Below are 21,216 nucleotides of genomic sequence, written 5' to 3' on the forward strand. Positions count from 1 at the left end.
TCTGACTTCAGCGCCTGACGACGCCAGCGTCATCAGAGGATGTGTTCGAGGCCATAGTACAGGCCATCGAGCTGTTGTACCTTTTGACAACAGCGTACGATGCCCAGCATAAAACAGGCGCGATCAATGCTGTCATGGGTAATTGACAGGGTTTCACCCAGGGAGCCAAAAGTGACTTGCTGACGGGCAATGACCCCGGGCAGTCTGAGTGAATGAATACGAACGTCCTGATGTTGGCAACCACGGGCACCTGTAAGCAGTTCGTGCCCCGCTGGTGGTGCAGCGCTGGTTTCCCTGGCCTTGGCTATCATTTCGGCCGTTTTTAATGCAGTACCAGACGGCGCGTCGTATTTTTGCGGGTGGTGCGTTTCAATAATTTCAACGTCGCCAAGGTAGCGCGCTGCCTGCGCTGCGAAACGCATCATCAAGACCGCACTGATAGAAAAATTCGGCGCAATGATGCCGCCAAGCTTTTTGGCATGACTTCGTTCTGTTAAGTCCGCGATTTGTTTATCCAGTAAGCCTGACGTACCAATAACCGGATGGGCGCCGCTTTCAATGATGGCCAGGGTATTTTCAAATACACTGTCGGCGCGTGTGAGATCAATCACTATACTGGCCTGCTTCTCAGCAATGGCTCGGCGCAGATCATCCTGACGGGACAAGGCGCCCACCAGTTCAAAATCAGGATGCTTGGCGATGGTTTCGCAGGCCAGGGCGCCCATTTTGCCCAGGGCGCCATTTACAATAACGCGAGCCGTCATGTGTTTTCTCCGTGAATAAATTAGAATGAGTGAGCGGTTATCGAGCGGAAGCCGGTTTTTTTTCGGATTCTTTAAGGACGCGCATAGCCCACATGCTCGCCGGTATCCAGCCAATGATAGAGGCTTGCATAATCAGAGCCATGACAGCACCGCCTGGGTTGTCCTTAATCAGCAGGACTAGCCATGGGAAAGCCATTGATAAAAGGAAAAAAAACAGTCGTTTCATCGAACAATACCCTGGAACATAGATAAATAAAGTATACACTGATCAAATTTCATTTGGCGAATCCTCCATGAAATAAGGCAATATCTTGCAATTAGCCGCCAAACATTGTACATTGCATGCGCATTTTGCAATGAACGTGGTATTCAATTATTTTTGCAATAGGCCACTCGCAACTTCAATAAAGTCTCTCGACAAACAGGCGGAATTGTTCCTGTTTTTCGATTATTCAACAAGGTTTTAGCATGAGAAGGCAAGCGCTTCATCCTCTGACAGCAGTAATTAACAAATCTCAAAAAAACCAATCCAAACGAGCGCGGCACGAGGCGTTAAACTGGCTGGGCAGGAAATTCCCTGAGGCATTCGATAACAGCCAGCGCATTCAGCCGTTAAAGTCTGGCATTATGGATGATATTCTCGCCTATGCTGATGAAGCGGCTGAAGCCGGTTTATCGAAAAGTAAATTGCGTGAAGCGGTGGTTATCTTTACGCGCCGTCTTGATTACCTGGCTTGTCTTAAAGCGCGGGAAATGCGAATTGATTTGCAGGGTAATCCGGTTTCTGTTGTCACAGAAGAAGAGGCGGAGCGTGCAGCAGTCAAAATCAAGCGGCGGATTGAAAAGGGACTTAAAAACGCCCGCAATGCGGCAGAAAATAAAGCAGCACCCACCGCAACCTTGAAAAGCGAAGCCCCGGCGTACCCGTCTTATCCTCAACAGGCTACCGATTACGCATCACAATATGCCGAACGTTTATCGGCTTACAGCGCATCGGGTCCGGCGGGTGTGATGCAAACCAACCGCAGTGCAGCCGTGACGGTGACGCATCGCAACACCAAAAAGGCTTACGATCCCGAGGCTGTTGCCCGCCTGAAGGAAAAATTGGGATTGTCCCGGCGCGAAGAAGAGAAAGAATCCACCAGTTAATAGCAAACGAAATCGCCTTACCCCGTGCGTTATACACAACCATCTTGAATCGAGGTATGTACTGGATTCCGCGCATAAAGCGCGGAACGTCGGCAATTGGTATTGATTGTGGTTGAATTTCAAGACCAGCGCATCGTCAGGCTGAAGTGAGCACATCGCTCAAGGAACGCATCGCCCTGTGATAGCTAAACTGCCTTTGCCTACGTGCTGTGCTTTATGCACAGCATCCATTCGATCTTGAATCGAGGGTACTGAATTTTGTGCATAACGCGGGTAGTCGTTCTGGTTGAATTTTCAAGGCAAACGCCCTGGTTTGCATGCAGTGTCTTTTATTTAAAGCGCAAGGAATTGAAAAGCAATCGCGCCCCTAAATAAAAACGGTGTGATGGTGATAACATGGGTTTATTGACGGGCCAGAATTCCTCGGCATTGATGCGATAGATGAGGCCATGAATATTATGCCAGTTCCAATTTGATGCTGAGCCGATGCGCATCCTGTAGGTGTAATGCTTTTTGACATAGCGGTTAACGCGATTATTCATGCTGCCGTAAGGGTAGATGAAGGTGTCTGGTGTGTAGCCGGTTTTTTGCTCAAGGAGGTGTTTGGCCGCCACGACCTCGGTTTCCAGGCAGGTATCCTGAGCGGTCAAATGGCGATGAGTCATGCCGTGAACAGCTGGAATGACAAGGCCTGAAGCCACCATTTCGTTAATTTCTTTCCAGGTACACAAGGTCGCATAACTTTGATAAGAGGCCATGGCTTCCGCATAAGGCACACCCAATCGTGTTGCGTCATCAAGTGTCGTGTCGTCAAGGATAAGACCGACGGGAATGGCCAGAACAGCTTTGATGCGGTATTGCTTCAACAAAGGAAAAACATCACGGTAAAAATCATAATAGGCATCGTCAAATGTCAGGCAAAGGTTTAGACGCCTTCGGTCTAATGCTTCGCCGGGAATAACAAAGGCATCCTGCTTTGCCAATGCCTGTAAATGTTGTTCAAAGTTGCGGCTGTGATCGGGTAATAAAGGATTTGAAACACGATGATACATTAAAACAACTAGCATACCGTATTACCTAAAGCAATTGAGTCTCGACGAGGTGAGGGATTTTTCTCCAGGGACTCGCCTAATGCGATGGCGGCAAAAAACACTAAAAAATCCCCGGTATTGGAAAATAACAAAAAGGAATCGGATAGATTGGCAACGATGAAACTGCAAAGCAAGGCAATCATCAGGGGCCGCATGTCTTTCAAATTGCGGCAGGCGTAAAAGAAGGCCAGGAAAAAAACGGCCAACACGAGAAGACCAATGACACCGTATTCAGCTGCGATCAACCAGTACTGATTATGCGGATCCAGTAGATTTTTGCCCCAGGCAGGAATTGGTTGCTCCTGCCGGTAACTATAAGTAAACCCAGCTGTTCCTGTGCCCCAAACCGGATGCGCCAGAAACAGTTTCTTTGCATATTGGTGAAACTGCAGCCTGAAGCCAACCGAGGTATTTTTGTTATTCCCTTCCTGATAATTCTGAACATCATGAACAATGGCTTTTACGCCGGTGTTAAGTGCCATGCTATGGTAAGCGACCAGCAAGGCGCATGGTAAAATAATAATGATATACAATGGCATTTTGCGGGCCGGGATGCTTTGCCATAAAAACAGGATCAGCAACAGCGAATAAATCACATATCCCGTGCGGCCGGTGTTAATAAAGAGGGTTTGATAACTGAACAGCAGAGCAAGTGCTGCATATCCCAGGCGTAAAGGCGTTTTTTTAGGAGTACGCGCCAGGTTTGCGCTTAAAAAAGCGGCGAATGCCATGTAAAAGCCAGTCACGATGTGGTTATGAAATACCGCCCCGGGGTCATTGACTGGATTCATGGTTACCCAGCTTAAGGCTTTAAGAAAGGAAATCAGCAAGGTGATGGTCATGGCGCCAAGAAACGCGTGTATCGCGAGCCAACGCAAGCGCGGGTGCTGAAAGGCCAGGGCAATAAAAGGGATAAATAAGAATTTGGAATATTTGTTTATAAAAATCAATTTGCTTTTCCAATCAGCGATGCCGGTTATGGAGCCGAGAAGAACAAGCGTAAACAAGGTTAAAATGGCGTAAAACCAGGGTTCGCGTATAATTTTTACCATGTCCTGGCGTAAATCGGGGCTTAAACTGGCTGCCAGAAGACCACCAATTAAGGTAATGGATTTTAAGGTCATGCTAAGCGGCAGGGTAAACATACTCAAGACAAACAAAAACGCAGCAACTCGTTGCCAATTCAATTGTTTGAAATTAAACACACACCACCCTTTGTTGCTGACGCCGATCAAAGCCCGATCATAGCATAGCTTCGATCAGCAAAGCGAATATGTCAGTATGTCGATACCCATGCCCCTTACAACTGCACGATTTCCATGCAGTTTGTCCCCCCTGCTTTTCCTATTGTACTGCCGCGGGTCAGCAGCACGTAGCCCCGGGCTTTAAGCAGGGATTTGTGCTTGAGTTGATTGACAACCCAATTATTCACTTCCTGGACAGGAATGTTGTGGTAAGGGAGAAGGATGGGGAATACGTTATTGACCAGGCATAGTTTGCCGACCGTACGCTCATTGGCCGTGACGGCGTAAATGGGGACATTGCTGAATTGACGCGACATCCAGATGGCGCTGGCGCCTGATTCGGTCATGGCGATGATGGCTCGAATAGGAAAGTGATTGGCGGCATGCATGGTCGCCATGGCAATCGCCTGATCGGCGCGGTGATAATGACAGGTTTCCTTGTCGGCTGTGTACAGGAAGGAGGTATGTTTCTCAGAACTTAAGCAAATTTTCTCCATCATGGTAACGACTTTGACAGGAAATTTACCCGTGGCGGTTTCTGCGGACAACATGACGGCATCGGTGCCATCGAGAATGGCGTTAGCTACATCCGAAACTTCGGCACGGGTCGGTTGCGGGTGCGTAATCATGGATTCCATCATTTGGGTTGCAGTAATTACAACTTTATCGAGCCGTCTCGCCTGTTCGATAATACGCTTCTGAATGGCCGGTACTTCCGCCGCACCCACCTCCACGCCCAAATCACCGCGCGCCACCATCACGGCATCGGCCGCATTGATGATTTCAGTGAGATTATGCAGGGCTTCGGTGCGTTCAATTTTGGCGATGATGGGTACATCCGGTGCGCCAAATGTCGCCAATAATTCGCGGGCTTCCCGAATGTCATGCTTGTCTTTGACAAATGACAGGGTGAGGTAATCGATATCAATACTGACCGCAATACGCATGTCGTCGCGGTCTTTGTCTGTTAATGCTTTGGCGGCGAGACCACCGCCGCGGCGGTTCAAGCCCTTGTTATTTTTAAGCACACCGCCTTCCAGCACGTTGCAGACGATTTGGGGCGGGGCTACCGATGTGACCTCAAGTTCGATCATGCCGTCATCGAGGAGCAAGAGGTCGCCCGGCTGCACCTCATAACAGAGGTTTTCATAAGCGACGCTGACCCATTGTTCATTGCCCAAGGCCTTGTTGGCGCAGTCCAGGATAAATGATTGGCCATTGACCAGGGTAATGTGATGGTGTTCAAAACGGCCAATGCGAAGTTTGGGGCCCTGCAGATCAGCCATGACAGCAATGGGGCGCTCCAGTTCTGCCGCGATGGTTTTGGCTTGCTTGATGGTATCCAGGACGGTCCTGTCGGCGTGAGAAAAATTCACCCGAAACACATCAACCCCTGCGGCGATGATGGCACGCAGGGTGTCGGGTTGACTGCAGGCAGGTCCTAAGGTGGCAACAATTTTAGTTCGACGGTTCATGGGCTCGCTCTTCAAGAATAGCTACGGCAGGTAAGGTTTTGCCTTCGAGATATTCGAGAAAAGCACCACCTCCTGTGGATATATAGGAAATCTGTTCATTCAGATCATACAGATCAATAGCTGCCAGGGTATCGCCGCCGCCGGCAATGGAAAACGCGTTGCTATCGGCGATGGCGATGGCGACGGCCCGGGTTCCATAAGCAAACTGCGGGAATTCAAAAACGCCGAGCGGCCCGTTCCAGATAATGGTTTCCGCTTCTTCAATGATGTCGACATAATGACTAATCGTGTCAGGCCCGATGTCCATGATCATGTCATCGGTGGCGACGCCATGTAAGGATTTATTAAATGCCGGGCAATTGTCGCTGAAGGATTTACCCACCACCACATCCGTCGGTAAGGGGATGTTGCAGCCTTTTGCTTCCGCCAGGGTTAAGACGGCGCGTGCTTCATCCAATAAGGATTCTTCGTACAGGGACATGCCAATTTCATGCCCTTGCGCTTTTAAAAAGGTATTGACGAGACCGCCGCCCAAGATCAAATGATCAACTAAGCCCACCAATTCGCGAAGCAGGGACAGTTTGGTGGAGACTTTGGAGCCGCCAACAATGGCGACGATGGGTTTTTTCGGATCTTTCAGCACGTGTTCCAATGCTTCAAGCTCACTCACCAGCAGCGGGCCTGCGGCGGCGACCGGTGCGTATTGCGCCACGCCATAGGTTGACGCGTGTGCACGATGCGCTGTTCCAAATGCGTCCATGATAAAAATATCGCACAACGCCGCTAATTTTTTAGCCAGTATGTGGTCATAACCCGTTTCGCCGACATTGAATCGGACATTTTCACAGACCACTAATTCACCGGGTTTGACATCCACGCCCTCGAGGTAGTCGCTGACAAAACGGACGGGGTAATCAAGGTGTTGACCGAGGTAATACGCAATGGGCTCTAAAGAAAACCGTTTTTCAAATTTACCTTCTTCCGGTCGTCCCAAATGGGACAGGACAATGACGCCAGCACCTGCTTCCAGCGCGGCTTTCAAGGTCGGCAGGGCCGCCTGCAGACGTTGATCACTGGTAATGAGTCCATCCTTAATGGGAACGTTTAAATCTTCGCGGATGAGTACCTTTTTTCCACGCAGATCCAAATCACGCATCTTGATTAAATTCATAATCGATCCTTAACGATTCATCATGCAGCTTGCGGTATCGAGCATGCGGTTAGAGAAACCCCATTCATTGTCATACCAGGCTACGACTTTAACCAGGTTACCCAATACTTTCGTCTGGGTGGTATCAAACACAGCGGAAGCCGGGTAGTGATTGAAATCGCAAGACACCAGAGGCTCGTCGCTGATATGCAGAATGTCGCTTTTGGCACGGCGCATGATGTCATTGACTTCGCTCACCGAGGTTTGACGCAAGGGCGTAAAGGTAAAATCAATCACTGATACATTCAGAGTAGGAACCCGCATGGCAAAGCCATCCAGTTTGCCGGCGAGCTCGGGTAATACCAGACCGACGGCTGCGGCAGCGCCGGTTTTGGTCGGAATGATGGATTGTGTGGCGGAGCGGGCGCGCCGTAAGTCACTATGGCTGCCGTCTAACAGCATTTGATCCTTGGTATAGGCATGCACGGTGTTTAACAGGCCATGATCGATGCCAATGGCTTCGTGCAGTGGTTTGACCACGGGGGCTAAACAATTCGTGGTGCAGGAGGCATTGGAAACAATAATGTCAGTCGCCTGCAAGGTTTGATGGTTAACACCGTACACGATGGTTGCGTCGGCGTTTTTACCGGGGGCGGAAATCAATACTTTTTTGGCGCCGGCGGCAATATGCTGCATGGCGGCATCGCGGTTGGTGAAGTGACCGGTGCACTCAAGAACGATGTCCACATTTAATTCTTTCCAGGGCAAGGCCTTGGGATCGCGTTCGGCAATGACCCGAATGGGGTGGCCGTCTATCAATAACTTGTCGCCTTCGACACGGACATCGCTGGCAAAGCGGCCATGCGTCGAGTCAAAACGGGTCAGGTGGGCTGTGGTTTCAATCCCGGATAAATCATTAATGGCCACCACGTCAAATTCATTTTGCCGGCCGTATTCATAAATGGCTCTCAACACACAACGGCCAATACGCCCATAACCATTGATAGCAATTTTTATCGTCATTTTACTTCTCCAAAATACTCGTGACTCCTCAGGAGCCTGTTTCTAACAGGGTATTGAGCGTGTTTGACAAGTGCTCAACGGTAATACCCAAGTACGTGAATGCCTGCGCAGCTGGAGCTGAAACGCCAAACCGGTCAAGGCCGATAACCGCCCCGTCCAGACCTGTAAAACGGTACCAGTCGGCGGGCGCGGCGGCTTCAATGGCGATGCGTTTACGGACAGCCTTGGGCAGTACCTGTTCTTTATAGGCAGCCTCTTGGGTAAGAAAGCGCTCGCAGCAGGGCATGGATACGACTCTGACGCGATACCCCTGGCTGTTCGCCTGGGTGGCAGCGGCCACAGCTAATTGGACTTCGGAACCGGTCGCTATAATTATAGCTTGGGGCTCGCCCGGGCAATCCATCAGAATATACCCGCCCCGGGCAATGCGGTCGTTTGCATCAACTGGGTGATTTAATGCCGGCAGATTCTGGCGTGACAGCAGTAAGGCGGATGGGCCGGTATGGTGTTCAATGGCCTGTTGCCAGGCGACGGCTGTTTCCATCAAGTCCGCCGGGCGCCAGACTTGCATGTTCGGTGTGTTGCGAAGCATGGAGGCCTGTTCGATGGGTTGATGCGTCGGGCCATCTTCGCCTAAACCAATGGAGTCATGGGTAAATACATAGATGACCCGCTGTTTTATCAAGGCACTTAAGCGAAGCGCATTGCGGGCATAGTCGGCAAAGACTAAAAAGGTACCGCCATAAGGAATAAAGCCGCCGTGTAGCGCCAGGCCATTCATGATGGCGGCCATGCCGAATTCCCTGACCCCATAATAGAGGTAATTGCCGTTAAAATTCTCCGAGGTGATGGCTCGGCTACTGGAGCAGTCGGTATTGTTAGAGCCTGTTAAATCCGCAGATCCGCCTAACAATTCCGGCAGAATCTTGCTGAACTCTTCCAGGCAAAGCTGGGAGCTTTTGCGCGTAGCCAGCGCCTTGTCGTTAAGGCGGCATTGTTCAATGAAGGCCCGGCTGACGGATGGCCATTGATCAGGCAAATCGCCGTTGATGCGGCGCAGAAATTCAAAATAATCCGCTTGATGCTGTTGCTGATAGCTCTGGCAGCGGGCTATCCAGTCATCTTCCTCGCGCTGGCCTTTTTCGCTGTGATCCCAGGCCGCATAAATGGTATTGGGAATGACGAAAGGCGGGTGCGGCCAATGAAAGGTGTTGCGGGCCTGCACAATACCGGCAGCGCCCAAGGGGGCGCCATGTGATTTTTCACTGCCAGCGACAGGCGAACCATAACCAATGATGGTTTTACAGATAATCAGGCTGGGTTTGGCCGTTTCAGCGCGCGCCTCAATAATGGCCTGTTCAATCGCGGCTTCGTCATGGCCGTCGATAGGGCCGATGACTTGCCAATGATAGGCCTTAAAGCGCAGGGCTGTGTCATCGCGAAACCAGTTGTCTACCTTGCCATCGATGGAGATACCATTGTCATCATAAAAAACGATGAGTTTGCCAAGGCCTAAGGTGCCAGCCAACGAACAGGCTTCATGCGAAATGCCCTCCATCAGGCAGCCATCGCCGGCAAAGGCGTAGGTATAGTGATTGACCAATTCATGCCCGGGACGATTAAATTGCGCTGCCAGGGCTTTTTCCGCTATGGCCATGCCTACGGCATTGGCGAGCCCCTGTCCCAGTGGACCCGTCGTTGTTTCCACGCCCGGGGTGTCTTCCCGTTCCGGATGTCCGGGGGTTTTTGAATGCAGTTGACGAAAATTTTTCAATTCGTCGATGCTGAGTTTGTAACCGGTTAAATGCAGCAGCGAATAAAGCAGCATGGAGCCGTGGCCGTTGGAGAGAACGAAGCGATCCCTATCGAACCAGTGCGGATTTTGCGGGTTATGCTTCAGAAATTTATGCCAGAGGACATAGGCGATATCAGCCATGCCAAGCGGCATGCCCGGGTGTCCGGATTGTGCCTGTTCTACGGCGTCGATACTTAAGAAACGAATGGCATTGGCTAGTTCATTTGAAAAACTCATGCGCTCTCTTTAATCGCTGAAAGAAGTGGGCGTATTGTCGCTCAGAAGCGGTTAATCAGCAAGTTGCTTTCAGCATGCTGTTGCCTAAAAATGACCCGTGACCGGCTTTAAAGAGGTAAAAAAGCAGTTTAATCTGGCCTTTTTGTTTATTGGCCTGAATTTTGCCCCGGACAAGGCAGTTAGTGAAGCAAGAAAGTGTTTTTTAATTGATGATTATGTATTACAATGTGCAAATTTTTGCAAAAATTTCACGCAATGGACAATTTTGTAACCAACGATATCGAACAAGGTAGTTTATGACCGCACTCATGTATCGTCTCAAAGCCATGATGAAATCCATGCCGGCATTACCCAGGCCGGATGGTGAATCCACCTGGCAATTCAATGAATTTTTAAGTCAACAGCAGACCGATTTTTTTCGCCCTCTATTGAAGAAGCATTTAGTGCTCAATATTGAATACAGTGTATTGTGCGCCCAATTGTCTTCTGATTTGCTAAGAGAAAATCCCAATATTGAGGAAATAACGGAACAGGTCGCGAGTGCCTTAATGATGTCGGAGCTGCTTGCGCACCTTTACCGTTATTACCTCAATGTTCCACGTGAAGTCGAACGCTTGCGAAAAGATCAACGTGTCTATCAAAAATTGTTAAAGGCTCGCGGATATCAGTTTTCCAATCCAGATGACTCAGCGGTTGAACCCGATACGTTTACCCAGAAAGTGCGAACCATGACGGCAAGTTCCAATTGGTTGCGGCTTTTTGTGGTGCGCTCCAAACGCTTTATTGATGCCATCGTTCAAGTATTTAAAAGGGCGGAAGACATTAAGCCCGTGACCAAATTTGTTAATCCAGCCCTCAGTTATTTATCCTGGCTGTTTTTTATCCCCCGGTTAGCGGCTAACATGCTGGTGATGGGCAAGCATTTTTATCCAGGTGAACGCTGGATGAGTAAGGAGGAGCGGGCACTGGGTGCCGCAACCCGGCTGCAATTGCATTTCCAGCGCCGCTGGTTTGAACTGGGCAATGATTCGGTCTGACTGATTGCCGGCTTGCTGAATTGCTTTGTACTGGTGGGGCCGCTCGCGCCAGTGGGTGCCTACATGACCACGGTGTTGTTTGCCTATGATATCCTGCTCGCAGCCATCCGGGCACACATCGAGATTGGCCGTCTTGAGAAGCTGCGTAACGAACACATGCAGTGCATCGAAGCGCTTGAGCAACAAGACAGCCCGGCGGAGGCTGATGAGGCACGCCGGTACCTGGCGCATTTGGATGATCGCATTGTGTTTGAAAGGAAACGGCTCCTTTTGAGCGTCGCCAACACGACGGTACTGTTTTTGGCCATGGTATTAACGGTGCCGTTTTTAGCATCCTTCGGCCCATTTGTGCCGCTGATTGCCGGCGCATTGCTGGTAACTATTACCATCGCCGGTTACTTGGCTTTTTCGGCCCTCGAGAAACAACGGCCTGCCGATAAAATAGCCCAACTGGACATATCCCATACCGCAACCTTAACCCGTTTAGGGCTGTTTGCTTCGGAGATGCCTGAGAAGCCCTCGGAAGCCGCAGAGAGTAACGAGAATCCGCTGCCACCGATTGATGTAATGGTCACCAGCTGAAATCACTGCTTGCCATGGAGCTAACCGCCTTTCAATGCTATGCTTTGCTTTATTTGCTGACAGAGAGCAGGCCATGGCAACCCCACAATTACCCCAATTCAGTGCGATTAAACTCGCGACCTTTCCAGCGCAGCTTGATGAGCTATTGCAACGCCACCTAGACCAGATTGAACATTTATTGAACCAGACTTCATTCAGCTGGGACAACCTTATGCACCCGCTTGAAGAAATGGACGATACCCTTGAGCAGTTATGGGCGCCGTTGGGCCATCTGCATGCGGTGGTTAATTCCAAATCATTACGTGATTGCTATCAGGCCTGTTTGCCCAAACTGTCGGCCTATGATTCCGCGATCGGTCAGAACCAGCGGCTGTACGAAGCCATTCGCGCCATTGATCAAAGCAAACTCGATGAAGCGCAGCAAAAAATTTTAGATGACACGCTCAGGGATTTTGAATTGTCAGGCGTGGCTTTGTCCAGGGAGAAAAAGCAGCGGTTTGAAACCATTCAAACGCGCTTGTCCGAATTATCCAACCAGTTTGACAATAACGTACTTGACGCAGGTCAGGCGTTCAATCTGCATATTACCGATGAAAAACTACTCAAGGGATTGCCGGAGCATGCGCTGCTGACAGCCAAAGCGCTGGCTGAAGAAAAGCAGATGACGGGTTGGATGCTCAATCTTGAATTCCCCTGTTATCTGGCGGTGGTGACCTACGCGGAAGATCGCGGCCTGCGTGAGACTTTTTATCATGCTTATGTAACCCGTGCCTCGGATGAGGGCCCCCATGCCGGCCAATTCGACAACACGGCCATCATTGACGAAATATTGGCGCTGCGTCATGAAAAGGCAAGGCTGTTAGGCTTTGCCAATTATGCGGAATTGTCGCTCGCGACTAAAATGGCGGAATCGACCGAACAGGTGGTGGATTTTCTGCTGGATTTATCGCAACGCGCCCGTCATCAGGCGAAAGAAGAGTTTGCGGCGCTCAAGGCCTTTGCTGAAGAAGAATATGGCATGACGGTGCTTAAGCCCTGGGACATCGCTTATGTGTCTGAAAAAATGCGAAAAGCCCGCTATGATTTATCGCAGGAAGATTTGCGGCCCTATTTTCCAGAAGACACGGTCATGACCGGGCTGTTTTCCATTGTCCACCGCCTTTATGGCATGCGCATGGAAGCTGTGACCCATGTCGATGTCTGGCATGAGGATGTGAAGTGCTACCGTGTTATCGATGAGCATGATCTGGCCCGTGGTTATGTCTATGTGGATCTGTATGCCCGCCAGCAAAAGCGTGGCGGCGCCTGGATGGATTCGCTGCAAGGGCGGCGGCGTTTAGCCAATGGCGAGATTCAGTTGCCGATTGCGACTTTGACCTGCAATTTTGCCAAAGCGGCAGGCAACAAAATGGCGACTTTATCGCATGATGAAGTATTAACCCTGTTTCATGAGCTCGGCCACTGCCTGCATCATTTGTTGACCCGGGTGGATTACCTTGGCGCTTCGGGCATTAATGCGGTGGAGTGGGATGCGGTGGAATTGCCGAGCCAGTTTTTTGAAAACTGGTGTTGGGAAAAGGAGGCGCTTAAATTACTGACGCGCCACGTCGACACCAACGAAACCTTGCCGGACAGCCTCTACGATAAGTTGTTGGCCGCAAAAAATTTTCAATCCGCCATGGGCATGATGCGGCAGCTTGAGTTCTCGCTGTTTGATTTTCGTATTCATCAGGAATACCAGGGGCATGAGCCGGGTTGGGTATCTGCCATTTTAGCCGATGTACGGGATCAGACCACGGTCTTGCCGATTGCGCCTTACAATCGGTTCCAGCATAGCTTTTCCCATATTTTTGCCGGTGGGTATGCGGCGGGGTATTACAGTTACAAATGGGCGGAAGTCTTGTCCAGCGATGCCTATTCACGGTTTGAGGAAGAGGGTATTTTTAATGAGAGCACGGGACGTAAGTTCCTGCATGATATCCTCGAAGTCGGCGGCTCGAAAAAGGCGCGTGAAGCCTTTCACCGCTTCCGCGGCCGCGATGCCAAAATTGATGCCCTGTTGTTGCACAACGGCATTCGTTCCTAGATAAAATTTTTATCGAAGCGGGGCATCCCGCTTTGATCTTATGTTATAATGTAAGTGTACAAATGGGGGCGACCTGGCTTCGACGTGGGTTGCGAAACCTGAAGTGCATGCCGAGAATGAGATCTCTCGTAAATAAGGCTCACTAAACATAAATGCAAACGATGAAAACTTTGCTGGTGGTGCTATCGCTGCCTAATCCGCTTCGATAGTGTTACCTTGCGCGCTGCCATAAAACCAGCGTCCCGTTGACCGAGCTTGCTTGCCGGTATCGAATCAACGGTCATAGAAGACAAGCTAGTGTCCTGGTTTATCCCGCATCAGGATGCGAAATTCAGGGAATCGCTGCCCACCATCCTGCCTGTCGGAGGGGAAGCAGTTAAATCAATAGACAAGGCTAAGCATGTAGAACCGACGGCAGAGGATTTGCGGACGCGGGTTCGATTCCCGCCGCCTCCACCAATACACTATCCCACTAAAGACCACCGAAGAACATCAAAAACCCTTATGCAGTAAGGGTTTAATAAGGGTTTGTCGGCTGTCTTTCATCCTCTCTCATAGCCTCCAAATGATCCCAAAAAGTGCCCATTTTTCTGAAAAATGTACCCAATTTGTGCCCAAAAAGTATTACCCATCAGCGATGCCTTTTTATCCATGGAGGGATTGGTTTGCTGTCACTCCATAAGCCTATTTTTTTAGATTGCGCGTATTTCTGTAATCCGTAGAGTGATTTATCGGTGACGTATTTGTTATAAACCCAAGCCATGCCAAGTTTAACCTGTTCTGAATTGGCATCAATGCCATTACAAGAAACGCGGCCAAGGACTCGATTGTACCGATCGCGCTTTTGGGTTGTGACAATAGCCATTTTATTAAAACATAATTTAGCAAGACTCTGCTTTGATTGATTACCAAAAGGCTGACTTTTCTCAGGCGCATCAATTTCTGTCAGGCGGATTTTGATTTGCTTATGGTTTTTCGTCAGAATGGTAAGCGTATCGCCGTCTGCAATCTTGATGACCAATCCCGTCATTGTTTTTGTCGCAGCGTTGCAAGAAAGAGAGGATAAACTGAGGGCAATCAATAGCCATCCTTTAATTATCTGGATCTGTGCTATCTTGCTCATTCGAGTTCTCTGTATTTTTATTGTGTGACTTTAAAAATTCAGGACATTTCCGCTTTGACTGGCTGATAGTGCCGTCATTACAGACAAAATAATTGTTGAGGCAATGCGATATTCCTCCCTTTTTCCCTGAGCAGGGCGTATTTTTAGAGAAGCTATTTGCGGAAATTAGACAACAAAGTATCGTAAACAATTTAAAGTCCATTTTATTAGCCAAAGAATCCTCTTTGCTGAGTATAGATTACCTTCCGATGCTATAGAAAACTTCTAATAGAAAATTGAACGATTCCAATAATTTCACCATCACTTTTTTCTAATGTGATATTCCCCCAATTATCATTTTCTGCTTTTAATTCAAACGACTGAAAATTTTTATTTACCGATAATTGTTTATAGCGTCTAACAATGACTGCTTCTGCGCCGTTAATTAGGGCAACCACAAAATTACCTGGGGATGGATTTACATTCAGTGATACTAATAACAAATCATTAATACGCAACTCAGGATTCATGCTGTCATCTTTAATTTTCAACGCAAAAGCATTCTCCCCAAGCTTTTGAGCTAAATCTGCCGCTACGGGTATGAAACTCACCTTATCCTGATTGCTCTCACTTTTTATAGCCTCGATAGCGGCTACCGGATCACAAGCCTGTTGGTAATCTAAAATAGGGATCAAGGCGCCCAATCCGGGTATTTTTTTAGGCTGTTTCTCATCCGTTAAGCACATCAAATAAGCCGCAGAAACTTCCAATGCCTTTGCCAGTTGCTTGATTTCTTCTGGCCCGGGCGTTCTATCCCCCCGTTCCCAATTGTTAATTCTTGATTGTTTTAAATCATTGGTTAATTCAGCCAACGCTTTACGTGTAAGCCCTTTTTCCAAGCGTGCGGCCTGTATGCGTTGACCTATTTGTTCTTTGATACTCATCGTCCCTCGGATTCAAAGTTAAAAATGTGCAAATCATCTCAAGATATGTCTTGATGTTTACTCTAATAGTGATATATTAAAACCAATTTACTCTTTTAGTGTAAATTGGTGGTTATGTCTAATAAACATAACACAGAAATAACAGGAAAACGAATCAATAGGATCGTTAGGAATGGAATTCACCATCAACAACAACGAGCTGGATCGACTGTACGGATTGCCGCATATCCAGCAGTTGGTCTACCTAAGAGGAATTAGGCCTTATATGGATTTTAAAACGGGCATTGTTGGCGAAAAGCGAGGCATAAGCTATCAATCACTGACCGAACAACTCTACATTGAACCGCACCCGGGTATCAAAGCCACGTCCTTTTCACGCGCTCAAGCGCGGCGTGCGATTGCAGGCTTGGAGCGTGCTGGGTTGATTGAGGTTCAATCCGAAGACCATCAATTGATTTTAAAATGCGTTTTAGCGACAAGGCATCAGTCCGTCCAAAATAAAGCCGTCACAAACCCGTCACAGTTAGCCGTCACTGTGGATAACTCTAAAAACGGCACCAGCACTGGGTTTTCAGCGAATGAAAAGACGAAAGCCGACACAGGCAAAACGGCAAAAGCCGTCATACCTCCTAATAAAGATTATTTATTATTTTTTTTATTATCCCAATTCGAGCAATTCTGGTCGCTTTATCCACAGCAACAAAATCGTGAGAAGGCCTGGGACGCCTTTCAGCGTTTAAACCCCGATGAAGCCCTTTGCCAGAAAATCCTTCATGCCTTAGAGGCACAAATCAATCACCGCAATGAACTCACCGCTAATGGCCAGTGGGTTCCTGCATGGAAGTACCCGGCCAACTGGCTTAACCAACAGGGCTGGAATGAAACATTACCCGCAATCAACCGAAAGGAGTCACACCATGAAACCCATCAAAGATTTACTCGATCCAAAACTCAAGGCCAAAGCTTTTGGCATCAATTCGACAACGTCAGTTTCGACTTTGACACCGACAGTCACCCCACCACCTGCACAGCCACCAACGTTGTCTACCTGCGAAAAGGAACCTCAGCACTATGACAAACGCATGGATACACTCTTTACCCGCTTAGGCGCCATTTACGGCCATGTGTGGTGGAGCAGCTACAAAAGCGAATCGCTGCTTCATTTGGCCAAAAAAGAGTGGTCCGAGGGGCTTACCCGGTTTAACAACACCACGCTTAAGGAGGCGCTGTTTTACTTTCGCGAAAACAGTAATTTCCCCCCGACTTTGCCGCAATTCATTGAGCGCTGCAAATCAAGCGTTAGACGCAATAACTTCTGCTCAGCCAAGGCGGAATTGCAGCAACGCATCGATACCAAAATCGCCTTAAAACACATTCAAGACCTCTACGCACTCTTGAAACACTAACCTCACAAGGAGAAATACCCATGCTAGTCCTGACCCGTAAATGTGGCGAACAAATCATGATTGATAAAGGCAAAATTCAAATCAAAGTGCTCTATGGCCGCCGTGGCATTGTCGCTCTCGGCATCTTAGCCCCGGATGACATTGATGTGGATCGCAAGGAAATTTTCCTGCGCAAAATGGCCTCCAACACACAGCCCCGCTTGAAATAACCCTTGGAAAATAAGGACATTGACCATGACTACACTGCGCAAAATGATGAATCGCCTGCACCAGAGACTGCTGTGGGCGATGTGTTTAGCCCCAACCACCACCTTTGCCGCGAGCCTTGAAAGCGTTCTCAATGGTGGCATTCGCCTTTTACAGGGATCGGTAGCCAAATTGATTGGGATCATCGTCATTATTGGTTGCGGGTATCTGTGCCTTGAAAAGCAAAAATTTCCCAAAGAGCGCTTTGTCATGATCTTAGTCGGTCTTGGCATTATCTTTGGCGGTTCGTTTATCTACGGCCAGTTGGCAGGATAAACCATGCAAGCCATTCAACAACACCTCCTCTTTGGCGCATTAACACGCCCGGCAATGACTGCCGGCGTCACCTTAGAATACCACTTGTTAAACCTGATGATGTCCATGTGTGCCTTTATTGCCTTAAATCCCCTGTATGGACTGGTCTTCTTACCCGTTCATGTGTTCGGTTGGCTAGTCTGCCGCCAAGACCCTCATTTTTTTACGCTGGTGTTTAAGCGCCTCATGCACCTGCCAGCCTTGCCCAATCATCAACTCTGGGGAGTGCGCGCCTATGAGCCTTTCTAACACCTTAAAACAACTACGCCACGAAACCCCGATATCGCGCGTGTTTCCGGTTACTCACTTCAACTCACCCACGGTGTTTGAATCGCATCATGGTTTGTTAGGGGCAACACTGCAAATCGCTGGCATTCCTTTTGTGACGGAAAATCCCGACTTTCTTAATCAGATGAATGAGCGCCTGCATCAGGCGCTATTAACCATTGATGAGCGTTTCATGGTGTATGTCACCGTGCACCGCAAAAAAGAAAGCCTTCATTTAGGTGGCAACTTTCAATCGCGTTTCGCCTGGCGGGTGAATGACAAATACCACGCCCGCTTTACCGGCAAGAAGCTTTACCGTAACGCCATTTACCTAACTTTAGTGCTTAAAGGGGATGACTCAAGCCAAACGGCGCGCTCGCTTCATTGGTTTGAAAAATTAAACGCCTCACGTCACTTGCACAACAACATGGCACACCGCGATGCGCAAATGGCCTTGCTCAACCAGCAGATAGATAACCTTAAAACTGCTTTGTCGGCCTTTGGCGTGCATCGCTTAGGCGAGCAGGATGAGCGATTAGGCTATAGCGAACTCATGGCTTTTTTAGGCCTATGGGTCAATGGCGGGGAAGCCCCGGTTTTAAGCTACCCCACGTTTTGTCCACCGATAAGTCCCAGTTTACCCGATACCTGGGTGAGCGAAACACTTTATCCCGAAGGCCATATCGGCCAGTACTTAAGCCGCAAGCAATTGTTCTTTGGTCATGCCATCCAGTTTCAAGGCAATGCCGATAACGACAAGCGCTTTGGCGCCATGCTTTCCGTTAAAAAATACGGCAAGCATACCCATTCGCTGCTGCTCGACCCCCTGTTGCAATTGGATGCCGAATTCATTGCCACCCATAGCTTTGCCCCCATTCCCCGCGATGCGGCACTCAAAGCCATCAATAAAAAGCGCGGCAAGCTCATTAACGCCAACGATTTAGGCATCAGCCAAATTCAAGCCTTAGAAACGCTGGAGGATGATTTAGCCAGCGACAACGCCCGTCTAGGTTATCACCACAATACTTTGATGCTATTGGCCAATGACACCGCCACATTAGACAATCTCATTCGCGAAACAGAAACCCTCTACGCCCAGGCCGACATGACCTTGGTACGCGAACGCTTAGGGCTTGAGCCGGCGTTTTGGGCGCAAATCCCCACCAACCATGCGTTTATCGCGCGAGCATCCCTGATTACTTCGAGCAATTTTGTTGGTTTTTGTTCGCTGCATAATTTTAAAACCGGCTTTCGCGACGGCAACCACTTAGGCAGTGCGGTGACCCTGTTAGAAACCCCGTCTAAAACGCCGGTGTATTTTAACTACCACAGCCAGTCATCAGCCACCAACCCGGCCAAAGGCCACACCGCCATTTTTGGTGCCACCAACGCCGGTAAAAATACCTTAGTTGCCTTCATGGACGCGCAAATGGAGCGTTACGGGCATCGCAGTTTCTTCTTAGACCGCGACCAGGCCTCTAAAATTTACGTGTTAAGCAGTGAAAAAAGTGCCTACACCATCATTTCCCCCGCCCATGCCAAAACACTGCGCATGAACCCACTGCAATTACCGGATACCAAGGCTAACCGCAGCTTCATCAAAGAATGGTTTGCACAACTGATTCGACAACCCAACGAAGACGACTTACCGAGCACGCTCACTGAAACCATTAACGAGTGCATCGATTACGCCTTTGAGCACTTACAATCGCGTTACCGCACTTTGTCGAATGTCAGTAAACTGCTGCCGATGGACTTTGCCCGCTGGCCGGAATTGCGCCGTTGGTTAAAAGGCCAGGGCACGATGGGTGATGGCGAGTTTGCCTGGCTCTTTGACCATGAAGAAGACGCACTTAATTTTGACTTTGATAAGGTTGGTTTTGATATCACTTATTTGATGGATGAAGTCTCACCGCTCATTTCAACCCCGGTTTATCTGTATCTCTTACACCGCATGCGCCAGTGCCTTGATGGGCGTTTAACCTCGTTCATCATCGATGAAGCCTGGCAGGTGCTTAATTCCCCGTTTTGGTTAAAGCACTTAAAAAGCTGGCTTGCCACTATTCGTAAGAAAAACGGTCATTTCATTTTCATGACGCAAACGCCGGAATCCGTGGTGCAGTCAAGCATTGCCAGCGTCATTTTAACCAACTTAGCCACCACCGTTTACTTTCCCAACCAAGCCGCCCATGCCGACACCTACTTAAACCATTTGCAATTAACACCCACCGAATACGACACCATCAAAGGCTTAACCCCGGAATCCCGTCTGTTTCTTTATAAGCAGGGGCATGAATCGCTGCTGTGCAAACTGGATTTAAGCGATTTAGCGGAGGAAATTCGCGTGTTTTCCGGCAACCAGCAAAGTGTCGCCTTATTCGATGCCATTGTTACGGAGGTGGGAAGTCAACCTGAACAGTGGCTGCCGGTCTTTTTAGAAAGGAGTTGGTCATGAAAATCCGTGATGTAGTGCTGTTATTAAGCCTCACCTCGCTGCCCTTGCATGCCGATATTTTAAGTGTCGCGGATGCCGCGATGCTTACTAAAGCCATTGAGCAACTGGAGCAACTCCGAAGCCAATACCAGTTGTTAAGCCAAACCTACAGCACGGCGCAATCGCAGTTAGAAAACATGCAACAACTTAAAAATTTTAACAGCGGTCACTATGGCTTTGGCGGACTTGCCAACAGCCATGCCGATTTAAATGCCCGCCAATGGTCACCCAATACCTGGGATGATGCGCTTCACAACATTGCCGGTGGTAACCCCGCCCGTTATCAGGAGTTGGTTAAAGCCTATCAGCGTAATCATGTGATTTTAGACGATGCCACCTACCGCAAAGGCGCCTCACTCACACGCCTTAAAGAATACAAAAACAATGTTGCGGTCAATCAAGCGGTCAGTGTGCAGGCGACCTATGCCTTTAACGAAGTCAATCGCCATTTAAAAGCCATCCATGACTTATCCAATCACATCGATAAAGCCGCCAACACCAAAGCGGCGATTGATTTAAATTCGCGCCTGCTGGCAGAAATCGCCTACATCCAAACCGAGAACCTAAAGCTTCAAACCTTAATGAGCCAGCAAGTGGCCCAGGAAAGCAGCACCACGCTAGCCACCGAAAATGACAGCGTTCGTTTTAACGCCTTACCGGATGAATAACCAACAAGGAGTGTCTCATGCGTTTTATACCCCTTTTTTTAAGTTTTTTAATGCTGTGCAGTTGCAGTAGGCCGCCGGATTTAACCACCCCGTGCCCGGATTACGGTCGTTTCTGTCCACAAACCCCGATTAATTAAAGGA

The 21,216-nt window shown here is 48.9% G+C and carries 21 protein-coding genes and 1 other RNA gene; 12 read left to right on the top strand and 10 right to left on the bottom strand.

Annotation, left to right across the window (positions count from 1 at the left end):
- Nucleotides 1-32: 32 nt before the first annotated feature.
- Both dapB and Lery_RS04180 read right to left on the bottom strand, forming a co-directional pair.
- Nucleotides 33-764, bottom strand: a complete 732-nt coding sequence (dapB, locus tag Lery_RS04175) for a 4-hydroxy-tetrahydrodipicolinate reductase (RefSeq protein WP_058526001.1) — start codon at nt 762-764, stop codon at nt 33-35.
- A 37-nt stretch (nt 765-801) separates the two neighbouring features.
- Nucleotides 802-990, bottom strand: coding sequence for a hypothetical protein (locus Lery_RS04180; protein ID WP_058526002.1), 189 nt, complete (start codon nt 988-990; stop codon nt 802-804).
- A gap of 242 nt (nt 991-1,232) precedes the next feature.
- Between Lery_RS04180 and Lery_RS04185 the strand changes: the two genes are divergently transcribed.
- The gene (locus Lery_RS04185) at nt 1,233-1,913 is read left to right on the top strand and encodes a ProQ/FinO family protein (protein ID WP_058526003.1); all 681 of its coding nucleotides are present in this window, start codon (nt 1,233-1,235) and stop codon (nt 1,911-1,913) included.
- A 329-nt stretch (nt 1,914-2,242) separates the two neighbouring features.
- On the opposite strand, the gene Lery_RS04190 is transcribed toward Lery_RS04185, so the two are convergent.
- The 6 genes from Lery_RS04190 to tkt form a co-directional block, all read right to left on the bottom strand.
- Nucleotides 2,243-2,980, bottom strand: a complete 738-nt coding sequence (locus Lery_RS04190; protein WP_058526004.1) for a polysaccharide deacetylase family protein — start codon at nt 2,978-2,980, stop codon at nt 2,243-2,245.
- Nucleotides 2,974-4,209: an O-antigen ligase family protein gene (locus Lery_RS04195; RefSeq protein WP_058526005.1), complete on the bottom strand. Its 1,236-nt coding sequence runs from the start codon at nt 4,207-4,209 to the stop codon at nt 2,974-2,976. Before Lery_RS04195 ends, Lery_RS04190 begins: the two co-directional genes overlap by 7 nt.
- A gap of 95 nt (nt 4,210-4,304) precedes the next feature.
- Nucleotides 4,305-5,723, bottom strand: coding sequence for a pyruvate kinase (gene pyk, locus Lery_RS04200; protein ID WP_058526006.1), 1,419 nt, complete (start codon nt 5,721-5,723; stop codon nt 4,305-4,307).
- Nucleotides 5,707-6,894, bottom strand: coding sequence for a phosphoglycerate kinase (locus Lery_RS04205; RefSeq protein WP_058526007.1), 1,188 nt, complete (start codon nt 6,892-6,894; stop codon nt 5,707-5,709). The genes pyk and Lery_RS04205 overlap by 17 nt, the downstream gene beginning before the upstream one ends.
- 9 nt (nt 6,895-6,903) lie before the next feature.
- Complete coding sequence (gene gap, locus Lery_RS04210) at nt 6,904-7,896, bottom strand: type I glyceraldehyde-3-phosphate dehydrogenase (protein WP_058526008.1); 993 nt, start codon at nt 7,894-7,896, stop codon at nt 6,904-6,906.
- A gap of 28 nt (nt 7,897-7,924) precedes the next feature.
- Nucleotides 7,925-9,928, bottom strand: a complete 2,004-nt coding sequence (tkt, locus tag Lery_RS04215; protein ID WP_058526009.1) for a transketolase — start codon at nt 9,926-9,928, stop codon at nt 7,925-7,927.
- Nucleotides 9,929-10,224: 296 nt separating this feature from the next.
- Between tkt and Lery_RS04220 the strand changes: the two genes are divergently transcribed.
- The 4 genes from Lery_RS04220 (at nt 10,225) to ssrA (ending at nt 14,092) form a co-directional block, all read left to right on the top strand.
- Nucleotides 10,225-10,965, top strand: coding sequence for a hypothetical protein (locus tag Lery_RS04220; protein WP_058526010.1), 741 nt, complete (start codon nt 10,225-10,227; stop codon nt 10,963-10,965).
- 12 nt (nt 10,966-10,977) lie between these two features.
- Nucleotides 10,978-11,547 carry a hypothetical protein gene (locus Lery_RS04225; RefSeq protein ID WP_058526011.1) on the top strand — a complete coding sequence of 190 codons (570 nt, stop codon included), beginning with the start codon at nt 10,978-10,980 and terminating at the stop codon, nt 11,545-11,547.
- Between the two features lie 73 nt (nt 11,548-11,620).
- Complete coding sequence (locus tag Lery_RS04230) at nt 11,621-13,633, top strand: M3 family metallopeptidase (RefSeq protein WP_058526052.1); 2,013 nt, start codon at nt 11,621-11,623, stop codon at nt 13,631-13,633.
- Between the two features lie 64 nt (nt 13,634-13,697).
- Nucleotides 13,698-14,092: a transfer-messenger RNA gene (ssrA, locus tag Lery_RS14820) on the top strand.
- Nucleotides 14,093-14,264: 172 nt separating this feature from the next.
- Here ssrA and Lery_RS04235 read toward each other — a convergent pair.
- Both Lery_RS04235 and Lery_RS04240 read right to left on the bottom strand, forming a co-directional pair.
- Entirely contained in the window at nt 14,265-14,756 is a 492-nt protein-coding gene (locus Lery_RS04235; RefSeq protein ID WP_131751025.1) for a thermonuclease family protein, read from the bottom strand.
- A 251-nt stretch (nt 14,757-15,007) separates the two neighbouring features.
- The gene (locus tag Lery_RS04240) at nt 15,008-15,679 is read right to left on the bottom strand and encodes a LexA family protein (RefSeq protein ID WP_058526012.1); all 672 of its coding nucleotides are present in this window, start codon (nt 15,677-15,679) and stop codon (nt 15,008-15,010) included.
- A 172-nt stretch (nt 15,680-15,851) separates the two neighbouring features.
- On the opposite strand from Lery_RS04240, the gene Lery_RS04245 reads away from it, so the two are divergent.
- Genes Lery_RS04245 through Lery_RS04275 form a run of 7 tightly spaced genes read left to right on the top strand, consistent with a single transcriptional unit; the run spans nt 15,852 to nt 21,075 of the window.
- Nucleotides 15,852-16,754 carry a hypothetical protein gene (locus tag Lery_RS04245; protein ID WP_058526013.1) on the top strand — a complete coding sequence of 301 codons (903 nt, stop codon included), beginning with the start codon at nt 15,852-15,854 and terminating at the stop codon, nt 16,752-16,754.
- Between the two features lie 7 nt (nt 16,755-16,761).
- Nucleotides 16,762-17,085 (top strand): hypothetical protein, encoded by a 324-nt coding sequence (locus tag Lery_RS04250; protein WP_058526014.1) that lies wholly within the window; start codon nt 16,762-16,764, stop codon nt 17,083-17,085.
- A 20-nt stretch (nt 17,086-17,105) separates the two neighbouring features.
- Nucleotides 17,106-17,294, top strand: a complete 189-nt coding sequence (locus Lery_RS04255; RefSeq protein ID WP_058526015.1) for a carbon storage regulator — start codon at nt 17,106-17,108, stop codon at nt 17,292-17,294.
- Between the two features lie 25 nt (nt 17,295-17,319).
- Complete coding sequence (locus Lery_RS04260) at nt 17,320-17,607, top strand: TrbC/VirB2 family protein (protein ID WP_058526016.1); 288 nt, start codon at nt 17,320-17,322, stop codon at nt 17,605-17,607.
- 3 nt (nt 17,608-17,610) lie between these two features.
- Nucleotides 17,611-17,895, top strand: coding sequence for a VirB3 family type IV secretion system protein (locus Lery_RS04265; protein WP_058526017.1), 285 nt, complete (start codon nt 17,611-17,613; stop codon nt 17,893-17,895).
- The gene (locus Lery_RS04270) at nt 17,882-20,368 is read left to right on the top strand and encodes a VirB4 family type IV secretion/conjugal transfer ATPase (RefSeq protein WP_058526018.1); all 2,487 of its coding nucleotides are present in this window, start codon (nt 17,882-17,884) and stop codon (nt 20,366-20,368) included. Before Lery_RS04265 ends, Lery_RS04270 begins: the two co-directional genes overlap by 14 nt.
- Nucleotides 20,365-21,075 (top strand): type IV secretion system protein, encoded by a 711-nt coding sequence (locus tag Lery_RS04275; RefSeq protein ID WP_058526019.1) that lies wholly within the window; start codon nt 20,365-20,367, stop codon nt 21,073-21,075. Before Lery_RS04270 ends, Lery_RS04275 begins: the two co-directional genes overlap by 4 nt.
- The last annotated feature ends 141 nt before the right edge of the window (nt 21,076-21,216 follow it).

The sequence above is a fragment of the Legionella erythra genome (genome assembly GCF_001467615.1).
GTDB classification, from domain to species: domain Bacteria; phylum Pseudomonadota; class Gammaproteobacteria; order Legionellales; family Legionellaceae; genus Legionella_C; species Legionella_C erythra.